This is a genomic window from Telluria sp. ZT3P25, from assembly GCF_059685895.1.
Map to the genome: position 1 here is coordinate 403,466 of NZ_JCASIJ010000002.1, position 19,238 is coordinate 422,703.

General features: G+C 62.3%; 16 protein-coding genes. 10 read left to right on the forward strand and 6 right to left on the reverse strand.

Annotated elements, in window-relative coordinates; all coding sequences use genetic code 11:
- Positions 1–26 precede the first annotated feature (26 nt).
- On the reverse strand, positions 27–1,562 hold the full coding sequence (locus AC56LY_RS20340) for an XrtA system polysaccharide chain length determinant (RefSeq protein ID WP_499582656.1): 1,536 nt from the start codon (positions 1,560–1,562) through the stop codon (positions 27–29).
- Between the two features lie 467 nt (positions 1,563–2,029).
- Here AC56LY_RS20340 and AC56LY_RS20345 point away from each other — a divergent pair, with 467 nt between their 5' ends.
- From AC56LY_RS20345 to pepA, 9 genes are all read left to right on the forward strand, one after another.
- On the forward strand, positions 2,030–2,740 hold the full coding sequence (locus AC56LY_RS20345; protein ID WP_499582658.1) for a S1 family peptidase: 711 nt from the start codon (positions 2,030–2,032) through the stop codon (positions 2,738–2,740).
- Between the two features lie 195 nt (positions 2,741–2,935).
- Positions 2,936–3,553, forward strand: a complete 618-nt coding sequence (locus tag AC56LY_RS20350) for an XrtA/PEP-CTERM system exopolysaccharide export protein (RefSeq protein ID WP_499583460.1) — start codon at positions 2,936–2,938, stop codon at positions 3,551–3,553.
- Positions 3,554–3,725: 172 nt separating this feature from the next.
- Positions 3,726–4,319 carry a hypothetical protein gene (locus AC56LY_RS20355; protein ID WP_499582660.1) on the forward strand — a complete coding sequence of 198 codons (594 nt, stop codon included), beginning with the start codon at positions 3,726–3,728 and terminating at the stop codon, positions 4,317–4,319.
- Positions 4,297–4,602 (forward strand): HPr-rel-A system PqqD family peptide chaperone, encoded by a 306-nt coding sequence (locus tag AC56LY_RS20360; RefSeq protein WP_499582662.1) that lies wholly within the window; start codon positions 4,297–4,299, stop codon positions 4,600–4,602. The genes AC56LY_RS20355 and AC56LY_RS20360 overlap by 23 nt, the downstream gene beginning before the upstream one ends.
- Positions 4,590–5,507 carry an HprK-related kinase A gene (locus AC56LY_RS20365; protein ID WP_499582664.1) on the forward strand — a complete coding sequence of 306 codons (918 nt, stop codon included), beginning with the start codon at positions 4,590–4,592 and terminating at the stop codon, positions 5,505–5,507. Before AC56LY_RS20360 ends, AC56LY_RS20365 begins: the two co-directional genes overlap by 13 nt.
- On the forward strand, positions 5,504–6,604 hold the full coding sequence (locus AC56LY_RS20370; RefSeq protein WP_499582666.1) for a nucleotidyltransferase domain-containing protein: 1,101 nt from the start codon (positions 5,504–5,506) through the stop codon (positions 6,602–6,604). Before AC56LY_RS20365 ends, AC56LY_RS20370 begins: the two co-directional genes overlap by 4 nt.
- A 152-nt stretch (positions 6,605–6,756) precedes the next feature.
- Positions 6,757–7,488, forward strand: coding sequence for a GNAT family N-acetyltransferase (locus tag AC56LY_RS20375; RefSeq protein WP_499582668.1), 732 nt, complete (start codon positions 6,757–6,759; stop codon positions 7,486–7,488).
- Between the two features lie 114 nt (positions 7,489–7,602).
- The gene (locus AC56LY_RS20380) at positions 7,603–8,268 is read left to right on the forward strand and encodes a class I SAM-dependent methyltransferase (RefSeq protein ID WP_499582669.1); all 666 of its coding nucleotides are present in this window, start codon (positions 7,603–7,605) and stop codon (positions 8,266–8,268) included.
- Between the two features lie 183 nt (positions 8,269–8,451).
- On the forward strand, positions 8,452–9,261 hold the full coding sequence (gene pepA / locus AC56LY_RS20385; protein ID WP_499582671.1) for a flocculation-associated PEP-CTERM protein PepA: 810 nt from the start codon (positions 8,452–8,454) through the stop codon (positions 9,259–9,261).
- Between the two features lie 129 nt (positions 9,262–9,390).
- Here pepA and AC56LY_RS20390 read toward each other — a convergent pair whose 3' ends face one another.
- The 5 genes from AC56LY_RS20390 to icmF form a co-directional block, all read right to left on the reverse strand.
- Positions 9,391–10,269, reverse strand: a complete 879-nt coding sequence (locus tag AC56LY_RS20390) for a ThiF family adenylyltransferase (RefSeq protein ID WP_499558413.1) — start codon at positions 10,267–10,269, stop codon at positions 9,391–9,393.
- A 78-nt stretch (positions 10,270–10,347) separates the two neighbouring features.
- Positions 10,348–11,019 (reverse strand): GNAT family N-acetyltransferase, encoded by a 672-nt coding sequence (locus AC56LY_RS20395; protein ID WP_499582673.1) that lies wholly within the window; start codon positions 11,017–11,019, stop codon positions 10,348–10,350.
- Positions 11,020–11,162: 143 nt separating this feature from the next.
- Positions 11,163–13,937, reverse strand: coding sequence for an XrtA/PEP-CTERM system TPR-repeat protein PrsT (gene prsT / locus AC56LY_RS20400; protein ID WP_499582675.1), 2,775 nt, complete (start codon positions 13,935–13,937; stop codon positions 11,163–11,165).
- Positions 13,938–14,127: 190 nt separating this feature from the next.
- Positions 14,128–14,448 carry a hypothetical protein gene (locus tag AC56LY_RS20405; protein WP_499582677.1) on the reverse strand — a complete coding sequence of 107 codons (321 nt, stop codon included), beginning with the start codon at positions 14,446–14,448 and terminating at the stop codon, positions 14,128–14,130.
- 54 nt (positions 14,449–14,502) lie between these two features.
- Positions 14,503–17,808: a fused isobutyryl-CoA mutase/GTPase IcmF gene (gene icmF, locus AC56LY_RS20410; protein ID WP_499582679.1), complete on the reverse strand. Its 3,306-nt coding sequence runs from the start codon at positions 17,806–17,808 to the stop codon at positions 14,503–14,505.
- A gap of 200 nt (positions 17,809–18,008) precedes the next feature.
- Here icmF and AC56LY_RS20415 point away from each other — a divergent pair, with 200 nt between their 5' ends.
- Positions 18,009–19,226: a cyclic di-GMP phosphodiesterase gene (locus AC56LY_RS20415; RefSeq protein WP_499582681.1), complete on the forward strand. Its 1,218-nt coding sequence runs from the start codon at positions 18,009–18,011 to the stop codon at positions 19,224–19,226.
- Positions 19,227–19,238: the final 12 nt, after the last annotated feature.

Consider the following 19,238-nt stretch of genomic DNA (forward strand, 5'->3'; position numbering starts at 1 on the left):
ATTTGCTCCTTGGTGGCCAACCGGCCTTACATCGTCGGGCGGATCATGATGGCTGCGACGCCGGCGGCGTACAGGCCGAACAGCAGCAGCACCGAAGCGGCCAGGGCCATCAGGCGGCGCTTGCGCAGTACCGTCTGTTCGGCGGTCCAGTTCATGCTGACCGAGCCCAGGATCGGCAGCCCCGTGACTTCACGCAGGGTCGCCTGGCTGAGGAAGGTCGGACGAAGTTGGCTCAGCAGGAAAGCACCGGCCAGGCCGGCGGCGAGGGCGGCGACGAAGACCAGCGAGAACAGCTGCATGCGGTTCGGGCCGCTCGGCGTGGCGGGCGCGGTCGGTGGATCGATGACGCGGAACGTCAGCATGTCGGTGGCCGACGACAGGTCGCCCGACAGCTTGGCCGACTCGCGGCTCGCCACCAGCTTCTGGTAATTTTCGCGATTGACTTCGTAGTCGCGGTTCAGGCGCGCCAGCTGGGCCTCGATCTCGGGCACTTGCTCGCCCTGGCCACGCAGGCGGCCGACGCGGCCGCTGTATTCGGCCACCCTGGCCTGCAGCGACGCGACACGCGCTTCGGCATCCGACAGTTGCACGGTCAGCTGCTGCAGCATCGGGCTGTAGCTGGCGCCCGGGTCCATGCTTGGCTTGGTGTTCTTGGCGGCTTCGGCGCGGCGCTCGCGCAGCTGCTCGAGCAGGCGGCGGTTGGCGACGATGTCGGGGTGCTGCTCGGTGTACTGGGTGCGCAGCGTATCGAGCGTCTTGTTGACGTTGGCGATGCGCTCATCCAGCTCGGGATCGACGAAGATCGGCGTCGGGCGCGAACCGCTGCCGGCGCTGCTGCCGCCTGAAATCTGGCGGCGGATTGCATTGCGCGCCTGCTCGGCTTCGGCCAGCTCCAGACGGGCCTGGCTCAGGCCTTCGTTGGTGGCGACCATGCGCGTGCCGTAGTCGGCGCCTTCGCTTGGCAGCATGCCGATGTGGCGGATCTTGAATTCCTTCAGGCTGTTCTCGGCTGCGGCCAGACGCTCTTCGTAGCTGCGGATCTGGTCGTCGATGAACTGCACCGCTTTTTCGGAATCCTGCTTCTTGTTGCCGAAACTGCCTTCGACGAAGATGGTCAGGAACGCCTGGACCACGTCCTTGCCTTCACGGGCACTGGTGCCGGTGTAGCTGATGGTATAGATGTCATCGCGCTCGGTACCGCCGATCTTGATGTTGGCCATCATGTCGTCGACCAGCTTGTTCATCTGCTTGGCGTCGGTCGCCTTGACGTCGAGGTCGACCTCGCGCACGACGCGCTCGACGTTCGGACGGCTGATCAGGGTACGGCGCATGAACAGGACCTGCTGCTCCAGGTTCGGCAGCATGGTCATGCCCGACAGCAGTGGCTTGAGGATGCTCTGGGTATCGACGTACACGCGCGCCGACGCTTCATATTGGTTCGGCAACTTGTAGACGACCAGCCAGCCGGCCAGCGCCACCACCCAGGCGATGATGACCGCATGCCAGCGGTACTTGCCGATGGCTTTGAGGAGGTTAAGAATCTGGGAAGTAATTTCAGCCATCGTATCAGTCTCGCCGGTCAGGTCCCGGTCTGCAAAAACCAGGCTCACAAATAAACAAAGTGCATGATCGCTTGTACCCTGAGCAATTGCAATTGCAGGTTAGAAAATCCAGCGATTCTGGGTAAACGATACCGTCTGTTTGCAACACCTGAGCAAACAGCCAGAGAAAAATCTTAAGTGAATTTCATTACAGGATGCTTAATTGTTGCATTATCGCAAACATTTAGCGAAACCGCGTGTTGTATTTTTTGGCATGATTGCGCGGCGGGAGGGAGCGTGGCAGGCGACGCAAAAAATGTTGCTGAAATTCAAAGGTCCTTATTGTAATGGCTAAAAACCGAAAGGGGCCGTACGATTGCTTCCATTGTGCAACTGCAACCTGATGAGATCGTTTGATGATGCGTAGACTGTTTGGAAGAAAACTTGCGGCCGTTACCGTGGCCGTACTGATGTGGCCGGGATTACCAATGGCGCCGGCAAGGGCGGCAACGTTGCCGCAGACGGTGGCGGCGGTCAAGCCGTCGATCGTGGGCATCGGTACCCAGATGCAGACGCGCAGCCCGGCGATCGTGTTCAGCGGCACCGGCTTCGTCGTCGGCGATGGCCTGAGCGTGATCACGAATGCCCACGTGGTGCCCAATGAGCTCGACGGCGCCAAGCTGGAGAAGTTGGGAATCGTGGTGCCGGATGGCGCCGGCGTGCGTTTTCGGGCGGCGCAACTGGTCGGGCTCGATCGCCAGCATGATCTGGCCCACTTGCGCATTGAGGGCACGCCACTGCCAGCGTTGCGTCTTGGCAACGCCAGCATGGCGGCTGAGGGACAGGCACTGGTGTTCACCGGTTTCCCGCTGGGCATGGTGCTGGGTCTGTATCCGGCCACGCACCGCGCGCTGCTGGCGGCCATCACGCCGGTCATGCAGCCGTCGCCCAATGCGCGCAAGCTCGATGCGCGCGCCGTGGTGCAGCTGCAGCGCTCGCCGTTCAGCATCTATCAGCTCGACGGCACTGCCTATCCGGGCAACAGCGGCAGCCCGCTGTACGATCCCGACACCGGGCAGGTGCTGGGCGTGATCAATATGGTGTTCGTGAAAGGGCTGAAAGAGACTGCGATCACGGCGCCAAGCGGTATTACGTATGCAATTCCGGTGCGTCATGTGCAGGAATTATTGGAGCGCTAGACTGGCCGCCATGCACTTGTTGATGCTGACGTGTTGATCATACAACAAGAAAGTATTTCAATTGTGCATGGCTTGTTCCCGCCACGGCCTGCGTTACAATAGCGCAGGCCATGATGGCGAAATAACAATTATTGATTCGCGCGGTAAACCATGCAGGCAGGTGGGGTATGGCGCGTGCAAGGGATGAACGCGATGATGATGAAACTGACGAAACACCTGGTCGCCGCCGGCGCTGCTGCCTGCATGCTGATTCTGGCTGGCTGCGCCACGCCGCCGCCGCCGAGCACCGCCGCAATGGCACCGATCAATCCGGATTACCTGATTGGCCCTGGCGACAGCGTCAACATCATCGTCTGGCGCAATCCTGAAGTCTCGATGACGGTGCCAGTGCGTCCTGACGGCAAGATCACGACCCCGCTGGTCGAAGATCTGCCGGCCGCCGGTAAGACCTCGACCCAGCTGGCGCGCGATATCGAGGGTGCGCTGGCCAAGTTCATCCAGCAACCGGTCGTGACCGTGATCGTGACCAATTTCATTGGTAACTTCACCGACCAGATCCGTGTCATCGGCCAGGCCGCACGTCCGCAGGCACTGCCATATCGCCGCGAGATGTCGGTAATGGATGTGATCATTGCCGTTGGCGGCGTGACCGAATTTGCATCGGGTAACAAGGCCAGCATCATTCGCACGGTCGATGGCAAGCAGGAGAAACTGCCAGTGCGCCTCGACGACCTGATCAAGGACGGCGATATCTCTGCCAACATCATGATGCGCCCTGGTGACATCCTGGTCATTCCAGAGAGCTTCTTCTAAAAAGCCTGTCGATTATTCTTACACTGCCGCGTTTCAGCCTTCGCAATGCAGTGTAAAATCGTGCTTGACAAGCGTCTAAGTAGTTGTTTTAAGTAAGAATATTCCTACAGGAATTTTAAGGGCACGAAACTTGCTCTAGTACCTGTGTCGCAATTGAATTCGAGGACTAGCCGTGGCTAACGATCAGCAACAAAGCGGTAACGAGCCGCAACAACCTTCCATCCCGCCGGTGATGCCCCAGCATGGCGTCACGCGCCGCCGCCTGGCCAAAGCTGGCCTGGGCGCGGCGGGTGTGCTGATGACGCTGGAAAGCCACGCGACGCTGCAAAAAACCGGTTTTGTCTGCGAGTCGGCATCGGCCTTCCACTCGGCTGGCCTGAACAGCAACGTGGCCACCGAGCAGCGCTGCAATCCGCTGTCGCCATCGAACTGGTGCCATGTCCAGCGCAGCTGGCCATGCAACAAGACCAAGCGGTTCGCCGACATCTTCAATTGCCGTGAAAAGCGTTTCGAGAAAACCTATTACGCCTGCTCGATGGCTGAGGTCATGACGTCGACGTTCGATGCCCAGTACTCGTATATCGGCAAGCACCTGTGCACGGCGTACCTGAACGTCATTTCGCGCCGCATCGACTTTCTCGACGTGCTGACGCTGCAACGCATGTGGAACGAACTCAAGAACACCGGCATGTACAAGGTCAATGCCAGTGTTTCCTGGAATATCCATCAGGTCAGGCAATATCTTGTCGCTGTCCACGGCGAGTGAGCAAGCAGGGGCCTGGCGTCGTCCGGGCCCTGCAGTTCTGCATTACCGCCAGTGGCAGGACGATGTCGTCCTGTTCAACGAAGTGTCCGGTGCAACCCACCTGCTGACTCCCGAGGCGCTGGTCGTGCTGCAACACATGGGTGCCCGGCCCACGCCTGAATCGGCGCTTGCGGCAATCCTGCGCGAACATTTCGAAGTCGACGATGCCACGCTGGCCCATGATGTGGCCGAGCTGCTCGAACAACTGTCCTCCCTGAATCTGATCGAACCATGTCTCTTGTAGCCGATCTGGGCCGTGCCGAACTGGTGCGGCGCCTGGGCGGCCCTGGTCTGTTGCTGCGCACCGGACCGTTTGTCAGCCGAATCCAATCGAATATTCCCCTGGTCGCCGATGGCATCGGGTTGATGTACCGCGACAACCTGATCGAGGAGCCGGGCGGCTTTGCCGATTTTCAGGTGCGCCTGCGCCAGAGCACCGGCCTGCGCCGCTGGTGGCATCCGCAGGTCCGCTTCGATCATGACGGCCGCGAGCCGTTCGCCCCGCTGCCGGTGGCGCAGGCCTGGCCGATGTTCGAATGGGTCATGAACTGGTGCGTCTCGAACCGCGCGCATCGCTACCTCATCGTGCACGCCGCCGTCATCGAGCGCAATGGCTGCGCGGTCATTCTGCCGGCCCCGCCCGGCTCGGGCAAGAGCACGCTGTGCGCTGCCCTGGTCTGCCGCGGCTGGCGCCTGCTGTCGGATGAATTGACGCTGATCCGGCGTAGCGATGGCATGCTCGTGCCGCTCGCGCGGCCAGTCAGCCTCAAGAATGCCTCGATCGACGTGATCCGCGCGTTTGCGCCCGATGCCTTGCTTGGCCCGTCCGTACCGGGTACCAACAAGGGCACGATCGCGCACATGAAGGCACCAGCGACGAGCGTGGCGCAGGTTGGCGACGTTGCGCGCGCACGCCACATCGTGTTTCCCCGCTACGAGGCCGGCGCCGCGACCACGCTTACCTCGATGTCCAAGGGGCAATTGTTCATTCGGGTGGCAGAGAACGCCTTTAACTATTTCGTGCTCGGCCCTGCCGGCTTCGATTGCCTGGCCGATCTGGTCGAGGGCGCCGACGGTCACGAATTCTGCTACAGCCAGCTGGACGAAGCGATCGCGCTGTTCGACCGCCTGGCGGGATTGACGCCATGACGGCGCGCGCGCCATCGCTGCTGGTCGAGGTGCTGTCGGCGCCCGGCCGGGTCCGGCTGCTTGACCTGCCGGGCTGGGACCGCTTGCTGCGCCAGGCCAACAGCGCCAATGTCGGCGCAATCCTGGTCTTCCTGCTCGAGGAGCACGGCCTGCTCGACGACGTGCCGCCACAGCCGCGCGAGCACCTGGAAGCGGCGCGCATCGTCGCGCTGCGTCATCGGCGCCTGACCGGCTACGAAGTCGAGCGCATCCGCAGCGATCTGGCCCAGCTGGGCTTGCCCTTGATTCTGCTCAAAGGCGCCGCGTACGCGATGGCCGGCTTGCCATCCGGTCGTGGCCGCCTGTTCTCGGACATCGACATTCTCGTGCCGAAGGACCAGCTGGACGACGTGGAAAACGCGCTGATGGTACATGGCTGGGCCAGCACCCACCACGATGCCTACGACCAGCGCTATTACCGCACCTGGATGCATGAGCTGCCGCCGATGGTGCACCTGCGGCGCGGCAATGCCATCGACGTCCATCACGCGATCCTGCCGGAGACGGCGCCAGTGTGGCCCGACCCGGCGCTGCTGCGCGCGGCCGCACGGCCGATTCCCGGTGACCTTGGCGCGCTGGGCGTGTGCACGTTGTCTCCGCACGACATGTTCCTGCACAGCGCCGTGCACCTGTTCTTCGGTGGGGAATTCGACCAGGGATTGCGCGACCTGTTCGACATGCATCGCCTGGCAACGCACTTTGGCGCCGAGCCCGGCTTCTGGGACGGCCTGGTGGCGCGCGCCGTTGCGCTGGAACTCACGCGTCCGATGTTTTATGCGCTGCGCTATGCCAACCGCACGTTCGACACGCCGGTACCAGCGTCGGTCATGGCTGCTGCCGAAGCGTTTGCACCGCTGCGGCCCGTGCTGGCGCTGATGGATGCGCTGTTTACGCGTGCGCTTGTGCCGCCGCATCCGGAGTGCACCGCGCGCTTCGACGGCGCTGCCCATTTCGCCCTGTATGTGCGCGGAAACTGGCTACGGATGCCTCTGGTGTTGCTCACGCGCCACTTGTTTCACAAGGCTTTCGTATCGCCACGTGCCGCAGAGGCCGCCTGACCTGCTACTCTTTGCTGTGAGGGAAGTTGCGTAGTAATTCCATCAATTCACATTCAATTTGTCAATAAAATTGGTATTAGTACAATATTCGATGCTATGATGACCACATTGTCGTCGCAGCACGACGCGTCGATACCGTCAGGAGAACGTACATGATCGAGACATTAACGCCAGCCATCCCGTGCGCGGGGTTTGGTGGCGATGACTCAGCCCCGGATGACAATCCGAGCATCATTGACGTCACCATCAACGAACGGGTCTTCGGCATTCGCGCTGCCGACATCGACACCCAGCGTAACTCTGCAAGCATGCTCATAAGCAAGATGTATGCATGGCGCGGCTACAGTGGCAACCACCAGATCGGTAACGACCCCAACCGCATCACGCTGACCGCGTCGGACCGTGGCCAGGTTTTCGGCACACTGAGCCTGGGCCTCGATTCCGATATCGGCCTGCTGGCTGACCAGGTATTCGCCGACTATATCGATACCCAGCGAGGGACCGGCAAGGTCTGCGAAATCATCAAGCTGGCGGTCGATCCGGCCATCAAGTCGAAGGCCGTACTGGCGTCGCTGTTCCATGTGGCCCTGATCTATGCACGCGACCTGAATCATTGCAGCCACATCTTTATTGAAGTCAATCCGCGTCACCGCCGTTTTTACGAAGCCATGCTGGGTTTCCAGACCGTCTGCGAATCGCGCCCCAATCCACGCGTGCAGGCGCCGGCAGTGCTGCTCAGCGCTGCCACGGCATACGGTACTGAGCAGGTTGCCAAATGGGGCGGCATGCAGGACAAGGCGGTCGGCGAACGCTCGCTGTTCCCATGGTTCTTTTCGCAGCGTGAAGAGGCCGGTATCATCAACCGCCTGCGCGCGCTCGGCTAAGCATTGCTTCCGGGGCGAAGACGCCCCATACTTTCCTCTCTGCATTTGTGCTTGCCTGCCTGGCAGGAACGTCCTATATTCAGCGCTTCGTGTTTATCACAATGAGGAAGCGCCATGACGACAGGTAAGACCCGGGATGAAATTGCCGAAGCCTATTCCTCTGAACCGTGGTGGTACGACCTGCGCGGCTTCTTCATTCTGACCTTCGCCTACAACAGCACGATCGGTACGCAGATGCGCTTTTTCGGGCCCAACTTCGGTCCCGACCACCTGGAGGTGGCATGCGGTACCGGAACCCTGCTTGAAATGGTGCTGAACTGGCGCCGTCGCCGCAAGCTGCCACAAGTGAAGGTGACCGGCATCGACTACGCGCCGTCGATGCTCGCCGGCGCCAAGCGCCGCTTTGCCAACAATCCGCAAGTCCAGGTGCAGCATGCCGATGCGGCCCAGCTGCCGTTTGCCGACAACCGCTTCGACACAGCCAATATCGCCAACTCGATCCATTGCTTCCCGACGATTGACGGCGCGCTGCGTGACATCCTGCGTGTGCTGAAGCCGGGCGGGACGATGGCGGCAAATGTGCTGCTGTATCCAACCGGATTTGCGCCGCTGCGCTGGGCAGCACAGAAGATCAACGACTGGGGCATCCGCAAGGGCATCCTGTACAGCCCGTTCCATGTCGAAGAGCTGCGTGCCAAAATGTTGGCGGCAGGTTACGAGGTGCAGTCGGAATTTATTTCCGGAAACACGTGGAATGTAGTCATCCACAAGCCTGTGTAGGACCACTCCGACAGCATGCTCATTGAGCGCGAAATATGCTGTCGGTATTTTTTACAGTGATGTTTGATCTTGATCAACGAAAATCGCTAACTGTTTGATTTAAAACAAATCTCTTGAGCTGGCACGGTGATTGCTTATATAGCCTCGTGAGTAGTACCCCAGACAACCCAGGAGATTTACGAAATGACCGCTTTCAAGAAAACCATCGTCGCCGCATCGATCGCAGCTGCAGCCCTGTTCAGCGCAACCGCCAGCGCTGGCGTGTTCGAAGTCAACCCAACCGGTAACTCGGCCAACTTCACCGCTGATCGCATCGGCGGCACCTACACCGAAGTGGCAACGTTCAACGCCAACGGTACCTTCGATGTGTCGCTGTACTTCCGCGCTACGTCGTTCGTGAACGCTGGTACGGCAATCGAGTCGGGTGACACCGGTCTGGGCAACAACTACGGCATGTACGCTGTCTACAAGGCATCGGGTACCGTTGCTCAAGAAGGTTCGAACACCAAGTTCACCTTCCTGCCAGGTACCGGCGGTCTGTCGCTCTTCCTGGACACCAACCGCAACACCACCGTGGCAAGCAACGCAACGACCGGCACGGGCGACTTCTCGTTCGCTAGCAACGGCGACGACCTGCTGCTGGCTACCGGCAACCCACTGGCCGGTGAAGGCAACCTGGACCCAACGCTGTCGACCTGCGGCACCGGTAGCGGCGCTGGCATCAACTGCGGTAGCTTCGGTTCGACCACCAGCTTCAACCTGACCGCTGACGGCAAGAACTTCTTCGTCGCACCAAACCCGTTCTACAACCTGTCGTTCCAGTCGGGTCAGCTGACCCGCTTCACCGCGACCAACACCCAGACCATCACGGGTTCGCTGGACGTCGTGTTCGAGAACGCAGCTGAAGTGCCAGAGCCAGCATCGGTTGGCCTGCTGGGCCTGGGCATGCTGGGTCTGTACGCAGCACGTCGCCGCAACAAGAAAGCTGCCTAAGAACCACGGGCCTGCCGCGCAGGCCCTGTTCTCAAGCAAGAAAAAAACCACTGCCGGTAACGGACAGTGGTTTTTTTTCGTTGCCGGGTTCGTCGGCATAAAGCGCCGATGAACCGACGCACCAGTCGTTCAGCGGCCAGCGGCCGCCATGCGGGCAAACTGGCGCCGGCCGATGGCAATTGCCAGGCGCTGGATCGGATGCCGGTTACCGCCCGGCCGCCACGTGCGCTTGAGCTTGTTGCGGTAGGCGTCGAACTGCATGCCCCAGGGCGCCGCCAGCACGTCACCGCGCCCCAACAGGATCTTGAGCGACTCAGTGGCAATGATGCCGGCGCATAGCTGGCAGGCCATGAAGGTCGACGGGCCGCGCCGCTCGGCGAAGTTCACCGACCCGGGTACCATCAGGTAGTTACGGTGCAGGCCGGCCGGCGCCAGGCCGACCACGAAGCGGATCGCTTTTTCCTGTTCCGGCAAATCACCCCAGCCAAAATACTCCTCAAACGTCATCTTGCCCGGCATGAAGTTGAGCAGGGCGGCGCCCATGCCCAGCGGTGCGGCAGTGGTGGCCGGAATGCCCAGCCGTGCGCAGGCGGCAAAGGTCTGCTGGCGCGCGTCGAACGCGAAGAAGTCGAGCGCATCGACGTACAGATCGACGCCAGCCAGGAATTCGTCGAGATTGTCGCCGTGGACGCCCTCGGGAAAAATCTTGATCTCGATGTCGGGATTGATGTCGCGCGCCATGCGCGCCAGAACGTCGGCCTTGGGCTGACCGACGGTCGACATCATCGCGCCCACCTGGCGGTTAAAGTTGGGAATGTCGAACGTGTCGAAGTCGGCGATATGAAAATGCGTGACGCCCAGGCGTGCCAGCGTCAGCAGGTGCACGCCGCCAACGCCGCCACCGCCCGCGATGGCAATGCGCTTGCCACGCAACTGCTGCTGTTCGGCGGGCGTGACCCAGCCAATATTGCGTGAAAACGCCTGCTCGTACTGGAACGGATTGCTCATCGGGGACATTGCGAAAAAGTAGGGACAAGCTGGTCGGCGCCGCAGGCAGGGCAGGGCGCGTACCGGCGGCGCGTTTGCTTACGCCGGATGCGACTCATCCATGCGCAGCAGGCGGTTGATGATACCGCGTTCCTCGCGGGGCGAGAAGAAGTATGGGTAGAACGAGCGCTCTTCGGTTTCCCCATCGGCGGCAAAGGTGCCGCCAAAGATGCTGATCTGCTCGGTAACGTATTTGAGGTTCACGCGCAGCAGGTAGGCCGGCGCATCCACGCGCGTGTTGATCTTGAGCTCGCTCTCTTTGCGAAACCCCAGCATGCGCTCGTAGAAGCGGCGGTGGCGCGGGTTGACCTCGATGATGATGTCGGTGCAGCCATGCATGTCGCGGGCGTAGATGACGGCCAGATGGAACACATTGGCCAGCGCCGTTTTCGAGCGTACCGACGGGTCGAAGGCAAATTTGGTGAACTCGCACAGGCGCGCGCCGTTGGCGCGGTGGGCATCGAGCTCGGCGCCGAAGACTTCGTCAGCCATCAGCCCAACCTCGGAATCGATGCCGATGCTGAGGGTGCCGACCACGTCGCCCTTGTCGGTAGCAGTCAGCGTGATGCGGTTGGGATCATTGCTCGGCTGGTGATCGCCGGAATAGCCGCGCCAGGCATACATCCTGTTGATCAGCATGCTGGCCGAGTTACGACCGTCCGACGTATCGGTAAGCCGGATTCCATATGAATCGTCGTTCACGATAAACATCCTTATCTGTGTAGTGACATCTTATCTGGACATCAATAAATTGAGCGTTCGATAGGATGAATAAATATCACCGCCAGGATGCCGTGTGCAAAGGGCAATCAGGCCGCCGCAAGCGCAATGTTCGCGTGCGGCGGCGTGCAACATTACAGCGTCTTGAGCAGCGCGCGTGCCTCATCGGCTTGTGCAAATGGCGCGTTCGCTGCCAGCAGCTTGTCCAGCTCGCGCTTGGCGCCGGCCTTGTCGCCGCTCTTGTTCAGCGCCTGCGCCAGGTGGTAACGGATCTCCATTGCATTTGGCGCCTGGGTGCTGGCTTTTTGCAGCAGCGGCAGGCCGCGTGCGACATTGCCCTGTTCCACCAGCATCCAGCCCAGCGTGTCCATCACGCCCGGGTTGTCGCTGGCGACCTTGAATGCCTGCTCGGCGGTTGGCAGCGCGCGCGGATCCTTCACCTGCTGGTAAGCCCAGGCCAGATTGTTCAGCACCAGCGGGTTGTCCGGCGCCGTCTTCTGTACGGATTCCAGACGGGTGATGGCCGCCTTGTAATCCTTGTTCGCCATATTGATCTCGGAGACCATCAGCGCCATGCGTGCGTCGGTCGGGTTCTGGGCCAGCCATTTCTCGGCGCGCGCCTGGGCTTCCTTGCCTTTGCCGCCCGCTTGCATTGCCTGCACGACCTTGGCATTCAGCTCCGACGATGGCGCCAGCGCTGCCGCTTTTTCATACGCCTGCAGGGCAGGTGCACTCTTTTGCTGGCTCATCAGGATGTCACCCTCGAGCACGAAGCCGAGCGGCGCTTTCGGCGCGGCCTGCTGCGCCTGGCGCGCTGCTGCCAGTGCATCGTCCGGGCGCTTGGCGCGCATCGCCGCGTCTACCTGCATCAGACGCGCGGGCATGAAATCAGGCTGCAGGTCGACCGCACGCTTGATGTGGCCGGCGGCTTCAGTGTCGTTCTTGAGCAGGCGCTGCACCTCGGCCAGGCGAATCTGCGCCGGCGCCGATTTCGGCAACACATTGGCCAGCTTGCTGTAGGTGTCGAGCGCGCCGTTCAGATCCTTGGTGGCGACCTGCGACTGGCCCAGCAGTTCGAGCACGCCGGCATCGGTCGGATTCGTGGTCTGGAACTTGCGCGCCAGTGCCAGTGCTTTCGGCGCCTGGTCGGTGCGCAGGTAGTGCGCGCCCAGCTTCAGTGCCGGGGCGGTTGCCTGCGGATTGGCCGTGCTGGCTTTTTCGAACCAGGTGGTGGCTTCGGCCGTGTTCTTCTGCAGCAGCGCCAGCTCACCCAATGCCGCCATCGCGTCGGCATTGTTCTTGTCTTTCTCGAGGAAGGCCGTGAAGCGCGCCTTGGCAGCGTCCGGCTTTTTCTCCTGCATGTCCAGGCGTGCGAGGTTGGTCACGGCCGGCAGGAACGTCGGCTGCAGCTGCACGGCTTTTTCAAACGCCGTGCGTGCCGGTGCATTCTTGCCCTGGATCATGTACACAGCGCCCTTGAGCTGCTGCACCTGCGCGCTGTCCGGCTGCTGTTTTTCGAGCGACGCCACGGCGGCCTCGGCCCGGTCGTAGCGCTTCATGCCCATCTCGGTTTGTACCAGTGCCATCGTGGCCTGGAGCGATTTCGGATCGAGCGTAGCGGCCGCTTCGAGTTCGCTCAGGCCACGGGCCTGGTCGCCCTGCGCCAGGCGCGACAGGCCCAGCGAGGTGCGCACGGCGGCAGCTTGCGGCGCCAGCGTGGCAGCCTGCTGCAGGTAACTGCTGGCCTTGTCGAAGTCCCGTACCTGCATGTACGACTCGCCTGCCAGCGCCAGCAGTTGTGCATCCTGCGGCGCGTCCTTCAGGGCCGGCGCCAGGGTTGCAGCGGCATCGGCTGGCTGCGAATTGCGCAGTTGTGCCTGGGCCAGCAGCTTGCGTGCATAGACATTGTTCGGGTTACTTTGCAGGTACTTGCGCAGATGCTGCTCGGCCTGCTGGGTGCCGCCCAGGTTCAGCTCGGATGCGCCGGCCAGCAGGATGCTCGGCTGGTGATCGGGCGCGACCTTGAGAATCTTGGCCAGCGCATCTTTCGCCGCCGAGTATTTACCTTGCGAGAATTCGTACAGGCCGCGGGTGTACACCACCAGCAGGCTGCCCGGCGAATTCTTTTCGGCGGCCTCGACTTCGATCTTGGCTGCATCGAACTTGCCGCGGGCGATCTCGACGTAGGCTTTTTCAATGTGGGCACCGCGGTGATCCGGCTTGAGCTTGAGCGCCTGGTCATACGCTGCCAGGGCTTCTTCCGGCTTGTTCATCATGCGCAGCATCGAGCCGCGCATCATGTAGACCTCGGGATTCTTCGCATCCTTGGCCACGGCATCCTCGACGTAGCGGGTTGCTGCTTCGCGGTCGCCTTTGGCAGCGGCCATGCGCGCCATGCCCATCAGGGCCTCGCCCGAATTTGCATCGGCCGCCAGCGCGGCGGCGTAGGCCTGCTGCGCTTCTTCCGGCTTGCCGCTGCCCAGCAGCGCATCGGCGCGCAGGCTCAGCAGTGGTGCCGAACCGGCCGCCGCTTCGGGCGTGATCTCGGTCAGCACTTCCTTGAACTTGCCCTGCTGCGTCAGTGCCTGGCCGAGCAGCGGCAGAACGCGCGCTGCCGGGATGTTCAGCGAACGGGCGCGGCCGAATTCTTTTTCAGCCGACACGGCGTCGCCGGTCGACAATTGCAGGGTACCCAGCGCCATGCGCGCTTCGCCATTTTCTGGGCTGTTTGCCACGGCATTTTTCAGCTGGATCAGCGCCGCCTTGATATCGCCCTTTTTTTGATAGTCAGTGGCTTCGGCCAGCAGGGTCTCGGTGGACTGGGTGCGGTTGCAACCGGACAGGCCAGCGGCCAGGATGGCGCCGGACAGCAGGGCGGTAAGAGTAAGCTTGGTAGCGTGGCGCGACATGTGGGATTCCTCAGGCAATGGAGTTCGTTGTTTCGCCAGATAGCGAAATTCCTCAACAACAAATAATACCTGAAGGAATAGCGGCGCCAACGTACAAACGGATGCGATTGTTGCAAATTCCGGCCGCCGGTGACAGCAAAAAAGTGAGAGCAATTGTTACAAAGATGGCAGGCCACCCGCACGGCGCAATTCAGCCCGCATCGCTGCCCGGATCGCTGCGCAGGCGTTGCAGTAGGGCATCGACATGCTCACCCACCGGCAAGCCATGCCGCCGCAATAACTGCACGTGCAGCACAAGGTTTTCCAGCACCAGCTTGGCCGAGACGGCAAGCAGTGTCATCAGGCGGTCTTCGTGGCTGAAGTTCTCCATCGCCGCCGCCATCTCGCACAGGTGATTGGCCACGAGGTCGCGCAGCTCGTCTTCGGGGAAGGGGAGGTCGGCGAAGTCGATCGGGTCTTCCCGCTCGACTTCGCGCATCAGGGCAGCCAGCTGTGCGGGGCGGATCGGCATGCATGACTCCGTGGTGTTGACCGGGTCATTCTAGGCCGTTTGCCGACGGCGTGATTACATATTGCGCCGGTACTGCCCACCCACTTCGAACAGCGCCGTCGTGATCTGCCCCAGCGAGCACACGCGCACGGCATCCATCAGGTGCGTAAAGACGTTCTGGTTATCGATTGCGGCCTGGCGCAGGGCGGCCAGCGCGGCGGGCGCGGCATCCGCATGGCGTGTGTGGAACGCGTCCAGGCGTTGCAGCTGCGACTGCTTTTCGTCGTCGGTCGAGCGCGCCAGTTCGATGGTCGCCGCTGCGCCCGAGCCCTTCGGATTGCGGAAGGTATTGACGCCGATGATCGGCAGCGTGCCGTCGTGCTTCTGGTGCTCGTACAGCATCGACTCTTCCTGGATCTTGCCGCGCTGGTAGCCGGTTTCCATCGCGCCCAGCACGCCGCCGCGTTCGGCGATGCGCTCGAATTCCTGCAGCACCTGCTCTTCGACCAGGTCGGTCAGTTCGTCCATGATGAACGCGCCCTGGTTCGGGTTCTCGTTCTTGGCCAGGCCCCACTCGCGGTTGATGATCAGCTGGATGGCCAGCGCACGGCGCACCGATTCGTCGGTCGGCGTCGTGATCGCCTCGTCGTAGGCATTGGTGTGCAGCGAGTTGCAGTTGTCGTAGATCGCGATCAGTGCCTGCAGCGTGGTGCGGATGTCGTTGAAGTCGATCTCTTGCGCGTGCAGCGAACGGCCCGACGTCTGGATGTGGTACTTGAGTTTTTGCGAGCGGTCGTTGGCGCCGTAGCGCTCGCGCATGGCCACTGCCCACAGGCGGCGTGCGACGCGTCCGAGCACCGTGTATTCCGGGTCCATGCCGTTCGAGAAGAAGAACGACAGGTTCGGTGCGAAGTCGTCGATGTGCATGCCGCGCGCCAGGTAGGCTTCGACGAACGTGAAGCCGTTCGACAGCGTGAACGCCAGTTGCGAGATCGGATTGGCGCCTGCCTCGGCAATGTGATAACCGGAGATCGACACCGAGTAGAAATTGCGCACGCCGTGGCGCACGAAGTATTCCTGGATGTCGCCCATGACCTTGAGCGAAAACTCGGTCGAGAAGATGCAGGTGTTCTGGCCTTGGTCTTCCTTCAGGATGTCGGCCTGCACGGTGCCGCGCACGCTGGTCAGTACCCAGGCGCGGATTTTTTCGCGTTCGTCCGGCGTGGGTTGGCGGCCGTTGTCGTGTGCGAACTTGTCGATCTGCTGGTCGATTGCCGTATTCATGAACATCGCCAGGATGGTCGGGGCCGGGCCGTTGATCGTCATCGATACCGACGTCGACGGGCTGCACAGGTCGAAGCCGTCGTACAGCACCTTCATGTCGTCCAGCGTGGCAATCGACACGCCCGAGTTGCCGACCTTGCCGTAGATATCGGGCCGCAGCGCCGGATCGGCGCCGTACAGCGTGACCGAATCGAACGCGGTCGACAGGCGTTTGGCGTCCATCCCGGTCGAGACGAGCTTGAAGCGTTTGTTGGTGCGGAACGCATCGCCTTCGCCGGCGAACATGCGGGTCGGGTCTTCGCCTTCGCGCTTGAACGGGAACACGCCAGCCGTGTAGGGGAACGCGCCTGGCACATTCTCGAGCATCAGAAAGCGCAGGATTTCGCCGTGGTCTTCAAAGCGCGGCAGCGCGACCTTGCGGATCGGGTTGCCCGACAGGGTTTTTGTGACCAGGCGCGTGCGGATTTCCTTGTCGCGCACGTGCGTGACGTAGTCGTCACCGGCATACGCGGCCTGCAGCGCAGGCCAGGCCGCGACGAGGTTCTTCGCTTCGCCATCCATCGCGTTGTCGCGCTCGGCCATCAGGCCGTCGAGCGCATCGCTTGTGGTGGCGTTGTGGCCAGCCGCCAGCAGCATGCGCTTCGATTCGCCCAGTTGCTGGCGTTCGCGCGCGAGTTTCACCTGGCGTGCCACGTGGCGGTGGTAGCCGCGCACGGTGTCGGCGATCTCTGCCAGGTAGCGGCTGCGCGCCGGCGGCACGATCACATTCTTGCCGCTCGAGTAGCGCAGTGCGGGCGCGGGCAGGCTGCTCGCATCGATCGGCAGGCCAAGGGCCGCGAGCCGGGGCAGCAGGCCGTGGTACAGCGCCGTCACGCCATCGTCGTTGAAGCGCGACGCCTGGGTGCCGAACACCGGCATCTGGTCCGGACTCTGGCTCCACAATTCGCGGTTGCGCTGATACTGCTTGGCCACGTCGCGCAGCGCGTCGAGCGCGCCCTTGCGGTCGAACTTGTTGATGGCGATGAAGTCGGCGAAATCGAGCATGTCGATTTTTTCAAGCTGCGAGGCGGCGCCGAACTCCGGCGTCATCACGTACATCGACGTGTCGACGTGCGGCACGATGGCGGCGTCGCCCTGGCCGATGCCCGACGTCTCGACGATCACGAGGTCGAACCCGGTCACCTTGCAGGCGGCGATCACGTCGGGCAGTGCCTGCGAGATTTCCGAGCCGGCGTCGCGCGTGGCCAGTGAGCGCATGAAGACGCGCGTCTGCCCGTTCCACGGACTGATCGCGTTCATGCGGATGCGGTCACCCAGCAGCGCGCCACCGGACTTGCGGCGCGACGGGTCGATCGAGATCACGGCGATGTTCAGGTGGTCGCCCTGATCGAGGCGGATGCGGCGGATCAGTTCATCGGTGAGCGAGGACTTGCCCGCGCCGCCGGTGCCGGTGATGCCCAGCGTCGGCACGCGCAGCGTCGCGGCGTGTTCCAGGATCTGCGCGCGCAGCGCGGCGTCGACCTTGTCGTTTTCCAGCGCCGTGATCAGCTGCGCCAGCGGCCGGTGGCGCGCGGCCAGCTCGCCCTGCTGCAGCGCCGCCAGCGTGGTCGGGGCATACGGCGACAGGTCGACGTCGCACGCTTGCAGCATCGCGTGGATCATGCCGACCAGGCCCATGCGCTGGCCGTCTTCCGGACTGAAGATGCGAGTGACGCCGTACGCGTGCAACTCATCGATTTCGTGCGCGACGATCACGCCGCCACCACCGCCGAATACCTTGATGTGCGCACCGCCGCGCTCGCGCAGCAGGTCGATCATGTACTTGAAGTATTCGACGTGGCCACCCTGGTAGCTCGAGATGGCGATGCCTTGCGCGTCCTCGGCCAGTGCTGCCGTGACGACGTCGTCGACCGAGCGGTTGTGGCCCAGGTGGATCACCTCGGCCCCGTTCGATTGCAGGATGCGCCGCATGATGTTGATCGACGCATCGTGGCCGTCGAACAGCGAGGCGGCGGTGACGAAGCGCACCTTGTTGGCCAGTTGCAGGGTGGCGGGGGCGGGGGCAGCCAGCGTGGCGGCGGCAGTTGTATCGTTCATGGCTAGCAGTCCTTGTAGGCGGGAGGACGAGGAGTGCTGGTACGGTAGCTGACGTTAACGTTAACGTCAAGCAGTGAACAAATGAACCGGTTTCATGAAGTTTACTAAAGATAACATTAAGTGATTTATTGCAATCATTTGGTATACTTTCGGCATAGCGCGTGGACATACCCGCGCCGGTTACCAGAGGGGTACGTCAGATGTTGAAAAAAGTGGATGCGTCACAACTCCGGGTCGGCATGTTCATCCACGATCTCGATTGTGGCTGGATGGAGCATCCCTTCGTACGCAGTCAGTTCCTGCTGTCCTGCGAGAGCGAAATCCAGAAAATCCGCGACGCGCGCATCCACGGCGTCGTGATCGACTGCGGCCGCGGCATGGACGTGGACGCGCCGACGCTGGCCCAGGCGCAGGCAGCCACCGAAGCCGAAATGACGGCGCTGGCCACCACCGCGACCAGCCGGGTACGGATCTCCGTTGGCGAGGAACTGCAACGCGCGGCCACGGTGCGGCGCGAAGCGGTGGGCGTGGTGCGCACGGTGATGCAGGACGCCCGCATGGGCAAGGCCGTCCACCTGGAGGCGGTCGGGCCGGTCGTGCAGAACATCACCGAATCGATCCTGCGCAACGCGGGCGCCTTGCTCGGCCTGTTGCAGATCAAGAACAAGGACGATTACACGTTCCTGCATTCGGTCAGCGTGTGCACGCTGCTGGTGGCGTTCTGCCGCTCGCGCAATCTGAGCGATGAGCGCGTCTACCAGGCCGGCATCGGCGGCCTGCTGCACGACACCGGCAAGGCGCTGGTGCCGGATGCGATTCTTAACAAAGTGGGGCGCCTGACTGACGCCGAGTTCGCCATCATCAAGCGCCATCCGCGCGACGGCCACGACATCCTGCTGCGCACGCCCGGCATCGGCGCCATTCCCCTGGACATCACGCTGCACCACCATGAGCGGCGCGACGGCAGCGGCTATCCGGACGCCCAGGCCGGAAGCGCGATCAGCGAACTGGCGCAGATGGCGGCCATCGTCGACGTGTACGACGCGATCACGTCCGAGCGCTGCTATCACAGGGGGATGCCGCCGGCCGAAGCGCTGCGCAAGCTGTACGAGTGGAGCAAGTTCCACTTCGACCCGGCGCTGGTCCAGGCGTTCATGCGCTGCGTCGGGATCTACCCGGTCGGCACGCTGGTGCTGCTGGAATCGGGCCGTCTGGGCGTGGTGGTCGAGTCGCACGAAACGAGCCTGCTGACGCCAAAGGTCAACGTGTTCTTCCACACCAGGCAGCAGCGTTACATCAAGCCCGAGACAGTCGATCTGTCAAGGCCGCTGGGCTTTGGTGGCGGCGATCGAATCCTGCGTCACGAGTCGGCCGAGAAGTGGCAGGTCGAACCGCTGCGCTTCATGCAGGTGGCCTGAACGCGCACGACG